This window comes from Roseibium sp. TrichSKD4, from assembly GCF_000148725.1.
GTDB lineage: Bacteria > Pseudomonadota > Alphaproteobacteria > Rhizobiales > Stappiaceae > Roseibium.
On record NZ_GL476321.1, the window covers coordinates 1 to 14,156 of the forward strand.

A 14,156-nucleotide genomic window follows, 5' to 3' on the forward strand; every position below is an offset into this window, starting at 1 on the left:
GAGTCCACACCGGAGAGCAAAGAACGGGCGAGGGACACCTGATCATCGGAGAGCACAACGAATTTGATGGTGGTTGGCGAATTGGGAATTTCTCATTCAAGTTGGTTGCGCCAGATGGCACCGAGACCACTACGCACGACTTTTCGCTCGATCGCCATGGCCGCCTGATTTACACCGGCACCGGCAATCCCTGGGACATGGGCACACTCAAAATTGAGGTTCATATCTCAGATCCGAATTCTCCCGATGGCACCCGCGCCGTTACCCACACAGTCGTTTTGGGATATCGGGAGACACTTCCGCAAACACAGCAATCCGATGCAAGTCTGTCTGGTCCGCAGGAGTTGACCGTTAACGGCCAGGAAGCGAGTTCGGGAGGCGGCCGGGTCGTCGGAGAAGGTTTTCAGGTAACCGGTGCCGGCCAACAGATCACGATCACCAACACGCACAATGAGCAAGCGGAAGAACAAAGCAGCTACGGGTACTACCGCAAGGATGAAAACGGCAATCCCGTCGACGGCAAGATTATCTGGAACAATGTGCACACGACCCGCGGCCAAAAAATGGCGCTCGAAAATTTCGATCCCGACAAGTACGGGTTCTTTATCATACCGGATGGCGGCCGCCAAAACCCGGATGTTGAGAACCATACGGAAGTCAAGTTCGTCAAAGGCGAGAACGGCGAATGGGTGCCGGTCCTTGCCGACGGAACTCAGCTTAAATCCGCTGATCCGACAGGCGCAGCCTATTTTGACGATCCCAAGCTGAACCCGGAAGGCAAGGTGCATAATCGGGGAGGCAACTGGGAAGACCTGCCGCCCGAGAGCAGCGACGAAGATTACAACGACGTCCAGGTGACGATGCAAACTGGGCCCCAGCCCGTTACCTTCACTATCAAGGTCAAAGGTCCGGACGGCTCGCTGACCGTCACAAACGATTTCCACGTCAACGAAAAAGGCCAGCTCATCTACACCGGTGAGGGCAATGCCTGGGATCACGGCGAGCTTGTCATTGAAGCGACAACCGCCGACGGCCAGACCGTCAGCCGGAACGTCGATGTAAAGTACCAAGGGGCCACCCCCGCCGTTTCTGTCGACGAAAACACCTACGGAGCTTCCTTCGATGCTGCTAAGGTTCTAAATTCGGGCGGCACGGCCGGTTACACTTACCGCATCGTTTTCGGAAACGAGGACGGCAAATTCAAAATCGACCCACAAACCGGCGAAGTAACGGCCGAGGGCTTGGATTTTGAACAGGCCTCGTCGCGCACACTGGTTGTGGCGGCCACGAATGGTGGCAACACCAGAACGGGTACATTTACCGTCGCGGTCAATAACGAGAACGAAGGCATTCTCTTCTCCAATATCGGCGGTGTGGTATCGGCGAAAAAGGACGCCCCGGCAGGCACGACGCTGGGCCGCGTGGATGCCCAAAGCCTGGATGGCAACGAACTTACTTTCGGTCTGAAATCGCCGAGCGACGACTTCTCCATCGATCCGAAAACGGGTGAGATAACCAAGAAACGGTCCGGTGCCTACGAAGGTGGCTATCAGACCGTGGTGGTCGTCGTAAGTGATGGCACATCGAGCCGTGAGATCGCCTGGAAGGTCAAATTGGGCGACGAGGCTAGCCCGCTGTTCGACACCGACAGCAATTTCCAGGTCACCGAGAACGCGGCCTCGGGAACAAGGGTTGGTACGCTGACACCAAGGAACGGCGGCGATGGTACTGTAACGCCGCAATTCGCGATCACCGGCGGCAACCTGGATGGCGCATTTTCCATCGACAAGGACGGCAATATTCAAGTCTCTGGCGACGTTGACTTTGAACGGAGCCCGGATGGCAAGCGGGTTCTTGAAATAACCGTTTCCGACGGCTTCAACGCACAAAAGGTCAAGGTCACCGTCAATGTCCAAAATGTTGAAGAAGCTCCTGAAGTGGTTGTCGACCGGAGTTTCGAAGCAAAATCCGATGCTGCGGCCGGGGACAGCCTGTTCAAACTCGAAGCGCGCGGAGAAACTGGCAGGACGCTGACCTATTCGATCGAAGACAACAACTTTGATCCTCTTTTTGAGATTGGCGCGGATGGCACGATCAGGGCGAAGAGAGACTTCAAGGCATCGGATGCCGGCAGCCACTCTATCATTGTCGAAGTCTCTGATGGAACAACGAAGGTAACCCGAACGATCAACATTGAAGTTGGTTCAGGGCGGACGCTTTCTACCGACAAGCAGCAATTGCTCACAGGTCAAGGTTTTGATCAGGCAGGTGGAGCCGTCATCGGCAAGGTTGAGGCGTCGACTTCAGACAGTGCGTCAGGTCCGATCGACTATCAGATTGTCAGCGACACATATGGCGGTGCGTTTACGATCGACCCGAAGACCGGCGAACTTAGCTCAACCGGTTCAATCATACCTGGGCTGTTCAAACTTAAAGTCCGCGTCAAACAGGGCGACCAATTCCAGATCGTTACTGTTCTTGTCAAAATGAAGCCGCAAGAGGACCGGAAGCCGGACGTAATTGGATCGCAGGCGGTTCTGTTGGGCGCCGGCGATACCACCTCCGATGGCCAGGTCCTGGGGCAGGTCAGCGCGTTCAACTACGACGGAACACCACTGGAATTCGAAGTTACGAAGGGCGACGAAAGCAAGCTGACCGTCGACAAGAACACCGGTCAGATCATAGCCAAAGGGTCTGATGTCCCAGAAGGCGTTTACGAAATTACCGTTCGCAACCCGCGCAACGGACAGACACAGACAGTTTCGCTTTATGTAGGAAAAAAACGTGAGGCGGCCTGGAGCCATGTTTCTGAAAACGAAGGCAAGACCATAACCGGCAACCTGACCGGAACTGAAAACCTGTTCTTTGGCGCGGATGGCAAAGTCATCAAGGACGAATTGTCGACGAAAGCTTCCAAAGCGTTTGAAGCACTCGGCGCAGAAGAAAAACCGGAGCCGAGTACCGCGCGAAAACAATGGGACACCATGATTTCGTCGCTGACGACACTCGCCAAGGAAAATCCGCAGCAATTGCGGCAGATTCTGCAACAGGCCTATCCGAACGCAAAACCAGCTCAGATTGATGACCTGATCAAGCGGATCGCGTCTGGCGACGTGCCTGTGCCGGCAGCCTTGCATACGGTGAATTTCGCAGCCGGAAGCACCACTCAGGGCGCCTACACGAAAGAAGGCGGTGGCCAGATCTTCATCAGCCGCAAGCTCAAGGACCCGGATGAGATCAACAAGTTCTGATGGAGGACTCGGTCATCACTTCGACGCCTTGCTGGGCACTGACGACAGCCCGGGTGACGAAGGCGCCATCTTTGCGCGCGGCGTCGCCAATGGTGGACCGATCAGTCAGGGTCAGTTGAACCAGCTCAAAACGGAAAACGACCGGGGTACCTTGAACGCCTTCGGTCAGGAGCTTCCTGTTGAATTTGCAGGAGAAACAACGCTGCTGCTCGAAAGCATCGTGAATTCGGAACAGTTGTCACGGAGCGGCGCCGGGAAACTGGGTATTCGCGCTGCGCGTGGCTTGATGCGCGCGGGTAGCACCGTGAAAGACTTTTTCAGCAACCTCTTGAGCCGCGCCAGCTCGGCCAGCAACACCGCAAGTGCTGCTGAGGAAATCCCGTTGATCGAACAGGGCAGCAGCAGTGTTCTTGAAGGGTTTGAGGGAGCAGGTGCCGGACTGGAAGGTCTGGGAGCGGGTGCCGGTGGCGCTGGCGGGATCACCATCTTTGGCACGCAGGTACCAACTTGGGCGGCCGTCGGTGGAGGTGTCGTGGTCGTCGGTGGCGGTGGAACCGGACTGTTCTTCGGAATTCGCGAGGCTGTCAGAAAATCCTATGGCAATACACCGGCAGACTTCGGCAGCGCGCCATCCAGCGTCTCAATCAACCCCGCCGATATCGATGGCAGCACGGACATCGACGGCAGTTTCTCGGCGAGCAAACCATCCTACGCGAGCGGACCGGTCAGTTACCACTTGACCGGTCCGGATAAGGACAAGTTCACGTTCGAGGACGGCAAGCTGGTTTACATCGGCTCAAAAGACGATGTCGGCAAAACTCTGCATGTAACGATCGTTGCGGAGCATGATGGCTATGATGCGCCGCAAACAGCCTCTCACCCGGTAACCGTGAGCTTCTCCAACGCAGCTCCAGCCTTTTCCGGAAATCCGCCTTCATCCGTCGCCGTCTCGGTGGACGATATCAGGAAGGGCAACGTCAATATCGGCCAACCTTTCCAGGCAACCGATGCAGACGGAAACGTGGACGGCACAGTTACGTTCACGCTCAAGGGGCCAGATGCGAACAAGTTCAGCATCGTCAACGGGCAGTTGAAGTACATCGGCACGGAAGAACAGCTCAAGGATGGTCTTTCAGTTGCCGTGACCGCAAGCAGCGGCGAAGGCAGTAGGGCCACAAGCACTGACCATGTTGTGAAGGTTTCGCTGGGCAACACCGCACCGCAATTCGCCGACGACACGCCAACCGATGTTGGAATATCGGCACGTGACGTCCTGCGAGCGCCGGAAGGTGGCGTCAATGTCGGGGCACCGTTCCGCGCAAAGGACAAAGAAGCCGCAGAAGACAACCCCGTCACCTATTCGGTGAGCGGACGGACAGCGACAAGTTCAAGATCGATCCTGCAACCGGGCAGTTGAAATACATCGGCACGCTAGAACAGCTTGAAGCTGGTCTAGCGGTCACCGTCACCGCCAGCAGCGGGGAAGGCGAACGAGCTGCCAGCACGGACTTTGTCGTAAATGTTTCCATTGCGAACACCGCCCCAAGGTTCGCAGAGGGCACACCGACACAAGTTGCGCTGACTGAGACCCAGTTTGCAGGTTCGCCTCCAGGCGGCGTTAACGTCGGCTCACCGTTCCAGGCAACGGATGACGAAAATGACGAAGTGACTTATTCGCTTACCGGCCGTGACCCCAATAAGTTCCAAATCGGGGCTGACGGGCAGCTTGTCTACATCGGAACCGAAGATGATCTGAAGGAGTCGCTTTCCGTAACTGTCAGAGCCAGCAGCGGCGAAGGTGAGCGGCTTAAAACCACCGACCATGTCGTTACCGTCACGCTCGGGAACACGGCGCCGAAATTTGCCGAGGGAACACCAACTCAGCTCCCGATCTCTGCCCAGGAGATTTCCAACACCGCGATTGGAAGCGTGACCGTCGGCGCACCGTTCCAGGCTTCGGACGCGGAATCTGAGGAAGACAACCCCGTCACCTATTCCGTCCATGGGCGGGACAGTGACAAATTTGAGATTGATCCCACAAGCGGGCAGCTGAAATACACCGGAAATGTGGACGATCTGAAAGACTCCCTTTCCGTGATCATTACAGCAACTAGCGGTACAGATGACCGTGTGCAAACCACAAGCCATACTCTGACCGTCGTACTCGATAACGACGTAGTAGCTGTCTCACAGTTTTCAAAACCGAGTTTTTCTAAAACCCGTCTAGATGGGGCAATACCAGTCAATCCTGAAATCGTTGAACTTGTTGGTTCCATTAGTGCCGGATCGGTCATTGCGCGGGTGGAGGCAACGGGTAGTGGAGCTGTTAACTATTCCTTACGCCCTACCTTGGCGTGGGCAGAGTTTTCAAAGAATCCCACGGTTGCTTCTATTTTGGCTGAAAGGTCAAACGAGGAAATTGCTACATTTAGATCACAATATGAAAACTCCCATAATCTATTTTCAATAAATGATGCAACAGGTGAAATAACACTGAACAAGGACCTTAATCCTGAAACCCTTCCTCTTTTGGACTTGATCGAACTTCAGGTTGTCGTTCGAGGCAGCAATGGAGTTGCTGCAACTAAGGCCATTGTTTTTCCAACAAAATTGGGCTGGATATCTCGACCGACGCAATTGAACGTTGGAAGCGATACAAAACCGGGAGACTCAGTTGGTTGGGTCAAAGCAAAATCGTTTGAGAACGACGATGCTTCCCTAAGCTATTCCATGAGCTCTGACGGGGGGCTTCGGGACCGTTTGTGATCAATAGCAACACGGGCGAGATTTCCATGGCTACTGGTATGAATAAAGCCTCAAGTCAAGACTATGAATACACAGTAAAAGTAAAATCTGGAGACGAGGTCGTAGAAGAATTTAAACTGAGTATCCGTTGGGACAACGGTCTGCAAAACATATCTACCGAGTTCAAACCCGAGCAACTGAGTAATGATCTCAATCGGTTGGGAAGGATTTCTTCCACTGAGGGAAGCGAGTACACACTTCTTTCATCATCAAGCTTGAATCTTAGGGTTCAATCCGAGACCGGGGAAGTTGTGCTCTCAAATCAAGCCAAATATGACGCGAATGAGATCTATGCAACTGTTTCGATAAGAAGCGCGGATGGTGAAACTCGCGTAGTGCCACTTAAGATAGATTTGTCGAACCTACCGCAGGCCGAATTGTCTTATGCGAATATGACAGGAGTAGTATCTGCTAAGGCGCCAATAGGAAGTGCGGCTGGATTAGTAGATGTAATTAAGCGTCCTGATAGTGGTGAGAGAAAAGATGATGATTATCAATTATCTATATCTTCAACAGGAAAATACAGCTCATATTTCTCTATCGATAGTAAAACAGGAGAGGTCAAGACATTAAAATCGTTACAAGAACTGTCCGGGCAGGATATTTTCCTGGATGTAATTGCCACCGACAAAGCGGGGAAGGCGATAACCAAGCGGATTAAATTTAGTATTGCAAGTGAAGCCGAAATAACTTCTCGGGAAATAGATGCGAAGAACCGTATAAACCAATTCGCACGGGAAGCTTTACGAATTGATGGGTTTGACATTGATCATTTTAATGTCAACAAAAAGGTTTCCTTTCAAGAAGGAGAAACTCATAGCATTCTCGCGGTAACAGAGGATGGTGTGAGAAGCATAAAAGCAAAGATGGTGGAAGGCCGTATTTATCGAGTGGAGGAAGATGGTTCTACTACAAACGAAATTGCCTGGAATCCTGATCTACCCTCCAATGTGCCCATTGAACTTTCCTTGATGGATCAGTTTCTGAATGATGCGCCCTCACGTCTAAGAAGAGCTATAAGGTTTGCTCAAGAAACCTCCGCTAAAAAGCGTATCTTAGGCTTTGGCCTTCAGGTGGTATTCAATGTCCCCACAATTTGGACTTCATTGAAAGCTGACAGTTCCCTAGGAACGATCGCGGCGAATAGTGTTTCCTCGCTGCTGACCTCGATTAGTTCGGGCGCATGGATGTCGGCTCTTCTTGCTTATGGTACTTCACAAAACCTCAATTCGGCAAAATCAAACGAGGACACACCAGAGTATTTTACTGAGGAACGGGAATATAACGATCAAAAACAGCCGAAGGGCCTCAGTAGAATTATTAGCATCATTGATTCAAATGGTAACATTGCTCCTCAATTCCAGGCCGAAAGCGGTCCATCAACTCCAAGCATACCCGAAAAGGTAACAGCGGTTAGCGAAGACAAATATTCGGATTTGTCGCAGATCCAATCTCAGGTAACTGAGTTGGACCGTCAACTGAGGTCTCTGACTTCGACCGCCTCTGTTCTGGACGAACAGGACCCACTGGGGACTACAGCTTCTCCCTCCAATAATACAGTCTATACCACTGGCGCGGGAGCTGTTAAGGAGATTCACAGTACTCTAACAAATGCAGTTAATGACCTTACGACCACATTGAACTCCTTGGAATCTGAATGGCAATCTTCCGGAACAACGCCGACACCTGAAACAACAACAGCGATTTCTACCCTTCGTCAGAGAATCCAGACTGTTAAAGACGCGATCACTACATCTGCCATCAACTTACAAACAACGAGATTCCCGAGCACGACGAGTACTACTGCTGTACCCATGACACGGGCATCTGTGTTCAGCGCGCTCGCAGATTCCGTATCATCTTTGGCTGATGATTTGACTACATTGCGAACAGAAAATCTCGGTTTCAAGCCTTCCTACGAACTAAAAGATATTAATATAAACGGGAAGATGGTCACAGGTTACTATTTGGCCGACAGTGAAATTACTGTATACATCGAAGAAGATCCTGATAATCCCGGGTCATATAAACAACGTGTAGCTTACAAGACAGATCAAATTGACTTTTTCGGGACATCAAAACCTGGCGCGTATGCGGAAACCGCTAATATTGTAACCGCTGCCGTGAGTTCTGACTTCTTCCCGATTGCCGGGTCTGCCATCACTCAGAGTTTGCTGAAACCTACGGAAGAAGATAACGCGAGAACGCATGTAGCAAAAGCTTTTGCAACTGCCGCTATTCGAGGTGCCTCTGTTGTCGCGGATCAAGGAATCAGCGATGTCTTTGGCTCTTTGGAGGTCTTTACACCACCGAATTCAGATTTTGGGTTCTTTTTGACGAGCGTTGGCAAACAAGTTGGATTAGGTTTGGCATTTTATGGGCTAAAACTCTTGCCGCAACTTGCCTACGGCGGGGACGGAGCACAATTGCTGTATAAGTGGGGCCCGCATGTTCAGCTAACTCCATCGATGCAAGCTTTGACGGGCTTGGGAATAAGCGGTGCCGAAACCGTGCTAAATGTTGGTATAACCTCTCTTGGATTATCTCAATCAATTCAGACCAAGCGCAGTAATGGGTGGCCAATTCGTGGTTCTGTAAACGATGCTACGGGCGAGGCTATCGTTTGGGAAAATCACCCAGCTGGAATACAAAGCCTTTCCAAGACAGCCGTAACATTTAGGGTATTCGATGGAGTTTCTGGCACAGAAAATAGTCAGAATGGCCGAACAGGTAATGTATGGCCAAGTGGATTTGAAAAATCCGTTCAAAATACCTGGCTTGGTTACGCGACAATAGTTGGATTGTTTGGTGCCAATAACATTGGGCAAGCGGTGCAAGTATATCAGAAACGCAGGCAAGGTATTTATGAATTGCAATCTGCGAATGAAAATTTCAACATGCAGGGGCTTGATAGAGGAAATTTCAACATGCAGGTGACTGAAGGAGATGGAATAACCCCCTGAAAGTGGTCCACCAACTGGGATATTTTTGTCCCGCAAATTGGAGGATCAGCGATGGCTGGAAAACGAGAAAAACCCGAAGAGATTGTATCGAAGCTTCGGCTGGGCCGGCGCCTCGCCCAGGGTTGGCGATGATCGGTTCCTGAAGATCGAACTCGCCGCACCATGAGTGGGTACGTGATAGCAGGATGCGCCAGCCTTGGCGCCTCCTGTGCGGGGGGAACTGGAGCTATTGTCAAATCTGGTGTTGAAGGGTTTTTCATGCGGCGGCTTGATCTTGGCTTGATGCCGTTGATTGTGAATTGGCATGCAAAATTGACCCAGTTTGGTGGGTTATGAGCGATTAAATTTGACCCACCTGTTTCGGCTACCATCCGCATAGCTCGTGCGGAGGAAAGAGCAGGTGTTATTGATGGAAAGCGTTTCGAAGATCCGACGATGGATATTGGTTGATGGCCGTAGCATCCGGTCTGTTTCACGCGAGACTGGCTTATCGCGGAACACGATCAAGAAGTATTTGGTTCGCGCTGAAAAACCCCTTAACTGATTGAAGAGTATGGATACCCATTGGGTTTTGGATGTGTGAATATGCCGGTTAGTTGATCCGAAGCACGCATTTTCTGGCATATTCTCATGAGACCTTCAAAACGCAACAAACGGTGTGGCGATCTGTTCAAGGAACGCCTGGCCGCAATCATCGATATGAACCATTCGTTGGTGCGGCTGTCTGGTCTGATGCCTTGGGATGAATTTGATGCGGAGTTCGGCAGGCATTATCGCCCCTTGGGACGACCGGCCAAACCAACGCGTCTGATGGCCGGGCTGCACTTTCTCAAGCACATGTACGATCTTTCCGATGAAGAGACGGTTGAGCGTTGGGTTGAAAACCCCTACTGGCAGTCTTTCTGCGGTTTTGAGTTTTTCCAGCACCAATTCCCCATTGATCCCTCAACCATGACCCGCTGGCGCAAACGGATTGGTCCTGAGGGAATGGAAAAGCTTCTTTCTGCTACGGTAGGTGTTGCGATTGAGAGCGGGACGATCAAGAAGAGCAGCCTTGAGCGGGTCTTGGTTGATACGACCGTTCAACCCAAAGCCATTGCCCATCCCACCGATAGCCGTCTTTATCACAAGGCCTTGCAGCTTCTGGTGCGCCAGGCCAAGAGGGCCGGCATCATCTTGCGTCGCAGCCATACCAGAGTTGCCAAAAAGGCGGCCTTGATGGCGGGCCGTTATGCCCATGCCAAACAGTTCAAGCGGATGCGCCGGGAACTCAAAAAGCTGAAGACCTATCTGGGCCGGGTCTATCGCGACATCTCCCGCAAGATCGCAGGCAACGAAGGTCTTGAGCACCGGTTCTCCCGTCTGCTGGGACTGGTGGAGCGGCTTCTGGCCCAGACCCCCAAGGACAAAAACAAGATTTATTCCATGCATGCGCCGGAAGTGGCCTGTATTGCCAAGGGCAAGGCGCGAACACCTTACGAGTTCGGGGCCAAGGTTGGCATTGCCACGACCAATCGGGAAGGATTGGTTCTTGCGGCGAGGGCTTTTGAGGGCAATCCCTATGATGGGCACACCTTGAATGACACCATCAGTCAGGCTGAGAAAGTCTGCGGCACCAAAGCTGAGCGTGTCTATGTGGACCGTGGCTATCGGGGGCATGATTATGAGGGCGACGCCAAGGTCATGATCTCCGGCCAGAAGCGCGGGCTGACGGCACAGATGAAGCGTGAGCTGAAACGACGATCAGCGATCGAGGCCACCATCGGCCACATGAAAACAGATGGACGACTTGACCGGAACTTCCTCAATGGCAAAAATGGCGATGCCATCAACGCCCTGCTGGCCGCAGCCGGTCATAACCTGCGTCTGATCCTCAATGCACTGATCATTTTGCTGCTCTGGATCACAAACCCCATCCCCAAACCGGTCAAATCGAATATTTGCGTATTGCTTCGGCCACGCGCAACATCAATGGCTTAGACGTTGTTCAGGGCGGACTATTTGGCGGATGCGAGCCCGCCGCGATACCGGCGTCGGTCTCCTCCGGTTCGGCATAAGCTGTGCGATGGGTTTGATGTTCGACTTCAGGAACTTTTCGATCAGGACCAGAAGCGGTTGAGATCGGCGGTGCAAAATTCGACCACGGTAGCGGCGGGATAATCCTGCTGCGGGCGGCGTAAAAGTCGTCCACCTATTTTTCTTCTGCGAAGACGGCAGGAGGGTTAGGGGATCTATACCGTGGAATTGTATTTGAAGGTCCGGCTGGCTTGTTCGGAAGGGATGACGCAGCGCCAGGCAGCGAAGCATTTCAACATATCGCGCGACACGGTTCGCAAGATGCTGTCGTATTCGACACCGCCCGGCTATCAGCGCCGGTCACCGGTGCGCCGTCCCAAACTTGATCCGTTCGTCTCGACCATCGATCGCTGGCTTGATGAGGACGAGAACATGCCTCGCAAGCAGCGCCACACGGCCAAGCGGGTGTTTGACCGGCTGCGCGACGAATGCGGTTTCACCGGCGGCTACACGATCATCAAGGATTACATGCGCGAACGATCACAGCGCCGCCAGGAGGGGTGAATTCCGAAGTGAGGTGCAACATCGTCGGCGGATTTGATATCCGCTTGTTACCACGCAAGAAAACGAAGTTGCCATGCCAGGATATTCTCACCTCACCCGTTTTGAAAGAGACCGGATTGCCGAATTGAAGGCTCAGGGCCACGGCCCCACAGCCATTGGAGGGTGGATTCATGGGCGAAGTGCAACGTTTGCATTGAAGCGGATTTTGATGTCTTTTCCAAGCTCGTTTAGGAAAGCCTCTACGGGTGATTTGAAGCCGAGGCATTTTCTCGGCGTGAGGTTGATAGACATGGCGATGTCCTGGATTTCGTCGTCGGTCAGCTCGTCGAGATTGGTTTTTCGGGGGAGCCAGCGTCGAATGCGCCCGTTGGCGTTTTCCACTCCCCCCTTTTGCCAACTCGCATAGGCATCGCAAAAGAATGTCGCGAGGCCGAGCGCGTCCTTCAGCAATTTATGTTTTGCGAACTCCGTGCCGTTATCAAAAGTCATGGACCGGCGCATGGAAGGGTCGAGCCGGGTCAGGATTTCCGTGATTGCGGTCACGGTTTGCGCGGCGGTTTTGCTGGCGAGCCGGGTCATGATTGTCAGCCGTGTCTTACGCTCGTGCAGGACCAAAAGCGGGCGGTTATGCTTGCAGATCACAAGGTCACCCTCCCAGTGACCTGCCTCGGCACGCTCATTGGTTCGCGCTGAAAAACCCCTTAACTGATTGAAGAGTATGGATACCCATTGGGTTTTGGATGTGTGAATATGCCGGTTAGTTGATCCGAAGCACGCATTTTCTGGCATATTCTCATGAGACCTTCAAAACGCAACAAACGGTGTGGCGATCTGTTCAAGGAACGCCTGGCCGCAATCATCGATATGAACCATTCGTTGGTGCGGCTGTCTGGTCTGATGCCTTGGGATGAATTTGATGCGGAGTTCGGCAGGCATTATCGCCCCTTGGGACGACCGGCCAAACCAACGCGTCTGATGGCCGGGCTGCACTTTCTCAAGCACATGTACGATCTTTCCGATGAAGAGACGGTTGAGCGTTGGGTTGAAAACCCCTACTGGCAGTCTTTCTGCGGTTTTGAGTTTTTCCAGCACCAATTCCCCATTGATCCCTCAACCATGACCCGCTGGCGCAAACGGATTGGTCCTGAGGGAATGGAAAAGCTTCTTTCTGCTACGGTAGGTGTTGCGATTGAGAGCGGGACGATCAAGAAGAGCAGCCTTGAGCGGGTCTTGGTTGATACGACCGTTCAACCCAAAGCCATTGCCCATCCCACCGATAGCCGTCTTTATCACAAGGCCTTGCAGCTTCTGGTGCGCCAGGCCAAGAGGGCCGGCATCATCTTGCGTCGCAGCCATACCAGAGTTGCCAAAAAGGCGGCCTTGATGGCGGGCCGTTATGCCCATGCCAAACAGTTCAAGCGGATGCGCCGGGAACTCAAAAGCTGAAGACTATCTGGGCCGGGTCTATCGCGACATCTCCCGCAAGATCGCAGGCAACGAAGGTCTTGAGCACCGGTTCTCCCGTCTGCTGGGACTGGTGGAGCGGCTTCTGGCCCAGACCCCCAAGGACAAAAACAAGATTTATTCCATGCATGCGCCGGAAGTGGCCTGTATTGCCAAGGGCAAGGCGCGAACACCTTACGAGTTCGGGGCCAAGGTTGGCATTGCCACGACCAATCGGGAAGGATTGGTTCTTGCGGCGAGGGCTTTTGAGGGCAATCCCTATGATGGGCACACCTTGAATGACACCATCAGTCAGGCTGAGAAAGTCTGCGGCACCAAAGCTGAGCGTGTCTATGTGGACCGTGGCTATCGGGGGCATGATTATGAGGGCGACGCCAAGGTCATGATCTCCGGCCAGAAGCGCGGGCTGACGGCACAGATGAAGCGTGAGCTGAAACGACGATCAGCGATCGAGGCCACCATCGGCCACATGAAAACAGATGGACGACTTGACCGGAACTTCCTCAATGGCAAAAATGGCGATGCCATCAACGCCCTGCTGGCCGCAGCCGGTCATAACCTGCGTCTGATCCTCAATGCACTGATCATTTTGCTGCTCTGGATCACAAACCCCATCCCCAAACCGGTCAAATCGAATATTTGCGTATTGCTTCGGCCACGCGCAACATCAATGGCTTAGACGTTGTTCAGGGCGGACTTTTTAGCGCGGCGACAAGCTGCCTTGCAGCCGTTGTCTGCCGCAGGGAGGCATGCAGGTCTTGCGCAAGGCGCACATGCCCTGCCCCCTGCCCCGCAGCCTTGGTGATCGCGTCCTTGACGGCCTCATAGGAGAACACCTTGCGGGCAACGGCTTCGCGTTGCTTCATGGTGAGATCGAGAACCCTGTCGGCGGCGGTCAGTTTCATCAGCCGAGATATGCCCTGGTGACATCGAGGCGCGAGTGTCCCAGCTCTTCGGAGATCGTGAGCCCTGCATCCCGGTCAGCCTGCTTCTGGGCGGGTGTGAGGGCGTTTGTTGGCTTCCCGCCATCCTTCGGGCAGGGGAAGCCAGCAAGCGCCCTGTAGCGCCACTGAGCATAGTTGTGGCGCAGGCC

At 53.1% G+C, this 14,156-nt stretch carries 7 protein-coding genes and 3 pseudogenes; 7 read left to right on the top strand and 3 right to left on the bottom strand.

Annotated features, from left to right (window positions below):
* The 6 genes and pseudogenes from TRICHSKD4_RS26295 to TRICHSKD4_RS26325 form a co-directional block, all read left to right on the top strand.
* The coding region (locus TRICHSKD4_RS26295; RefSeq protein ID WP_040617596.1) for a cadherin repeat domain-containing protein at positions 1–3,251 on the top strand (3,251 nt) is incomplete at its 5' end.
* Positions 3,232–4,668, top strand: a complete 1,437-nt coding sequence (locus TRICHSKD4_RS30095; protein ID WP_009469507.1) for a hypothetical protein — start codon at positions 3,232–3,234, stop codon at positions 4,666–4,668. The genes TRICHSKD4_RS26295 and TRICHSKD4_RS30095, both read left to right, overlap by 20 nt.
* Positions 4,665–6,017, top strand: coding sequence for a cadherin repeat domain-containing protein (locus TRICHSKD4_RS26305; RefSeq protein WP_009469508.1), 1,353 nt, complete (start codon positions 4,665–4,667; stop codon positions 6,015–6,017). The genes TRICHSKD4_RS30095 and TRICHSKD4_RS26305 overlap by 4 nt, the downstream gene beginning before the upstream one ends.
* Before the next feature lie 26 nt (positions 6,018–6,043).
* Positions 6,044–9,019, top strand: coding sequence for a cadherin repeat domain-containing protein (locus tag TRICHSKD4_RS26310; protein WP_009469509.1), 2,976 nt, complete (start codon positions 6,044–6,046; stop codon positions 9,017–9,019).
* A gap of 630 nt (positions 9,020–9,649) precedes the next feature.
* Positions 9,650–10,999: an IS5 family transposase gene (locus TRICHSKD4_RS26320; protein WP_009465529.1), complete on the top strand. Its 1,350-nt coding sequence runs from the start codon at positions 9,650–9,652 to the stop codon at positions 10,997–10,999.
* Positions 11,000–11,299: 300 nt separating this feature from the next.
* Positions 11,300–11,593: pseudogene (locus tag TRICHSKD4_RS26325) on the top strand (IS21 family transposase); the annotation flags it as partial.
* 174 nt (positions 11,594–11,767) lie between these two features.
* Here TRICHSKD4_RS26325 and TRICHSKD4_RS26330 read toward each other — a convergent pair.
* Positions 11,768–12,388, bottom strand: coding sequence for an IS30 family transposase (locus tag TRICHSKD4_RS26330; protein ID WP_009469516.1), 621 nt, complete (start codon positions 12,386–12,388; stop codon positions 11,768–11,770).
* Positions 12,389–12,394: 6 nt separating this feature from the next.
* On the opposite strand from TRICHSKD4_RS26330, the pseudogene TRICHSKD4_RS26335 reads away from it, so the two are divergent.
* A pseudogene (locus TRICHSKD4_RS26335) lies at positions 12,395–13,742 on the top strand (IS5 family transposase).
* Positions 13,743–13,749: 7 nt separating this feature from the next.
* On the opposite strand, the gene TRICHSKD4_RS26340 reads toward TRICHSKD4_RS26335, so the two are convergent.
* Positions 13,750–13,968: a hypothetical protein gene (locus TRICHSKD4_RS26340; RefSeq protein WP_009469518.1), complete on the bottom strand. Its 219-nt coding sequence runs from the start codon at positions 13,966–13,968 to the stop codon at positions 13,750–13,752.
* Positions 13,968–14,156, bottom strand: a pseudogene (locus TRICHSKD4_RS31025) (integrase); the annotation flags it as partial. The pseudogene TRICHSKD4_RS31025 and the gene TRICHSKD4_RS26340, both read right to left, overlap by 1 nt.

Coding starts and splice junctions, on each gene's coding strand:
- TRICHSKD4_RS30095 (WP_009469507.1), top strand. CDS start 3,232: ATGAGATCAACAAGTTCTGATGGAGGACTCGGTCATCACTTCGACGCC.
- TRICHSKD4_RS26310 (WP_009469509.1), top strand. CDS start 6,044: ATGGCTACTGGTATGAATAAAGCCTCAAGTCAAGACTATGAATACACA.
- TRICHSKD4_RS26320 (WP_009465529.1), top strand. CDS start 9,650: ATGAGACCTTCAAAACGCAACAAACGGTGTGGCGATCTGTTCAAGGAA.
- TRICHSKD4_RS26330 (WP_009469516.1), bottom strand. CDS start 12,388: ATGCCAGAAAATGCGTGCTTCGGATCAACTAACCGGCATATTCACACA.
- TRICHSKD4_RS26340 (WP_009469518.1), bottom strand. CDS start 13,968: ATGAAACTGACCGCCGCCGACAGGGTTCTCGATCTCACCATGAAGCAA.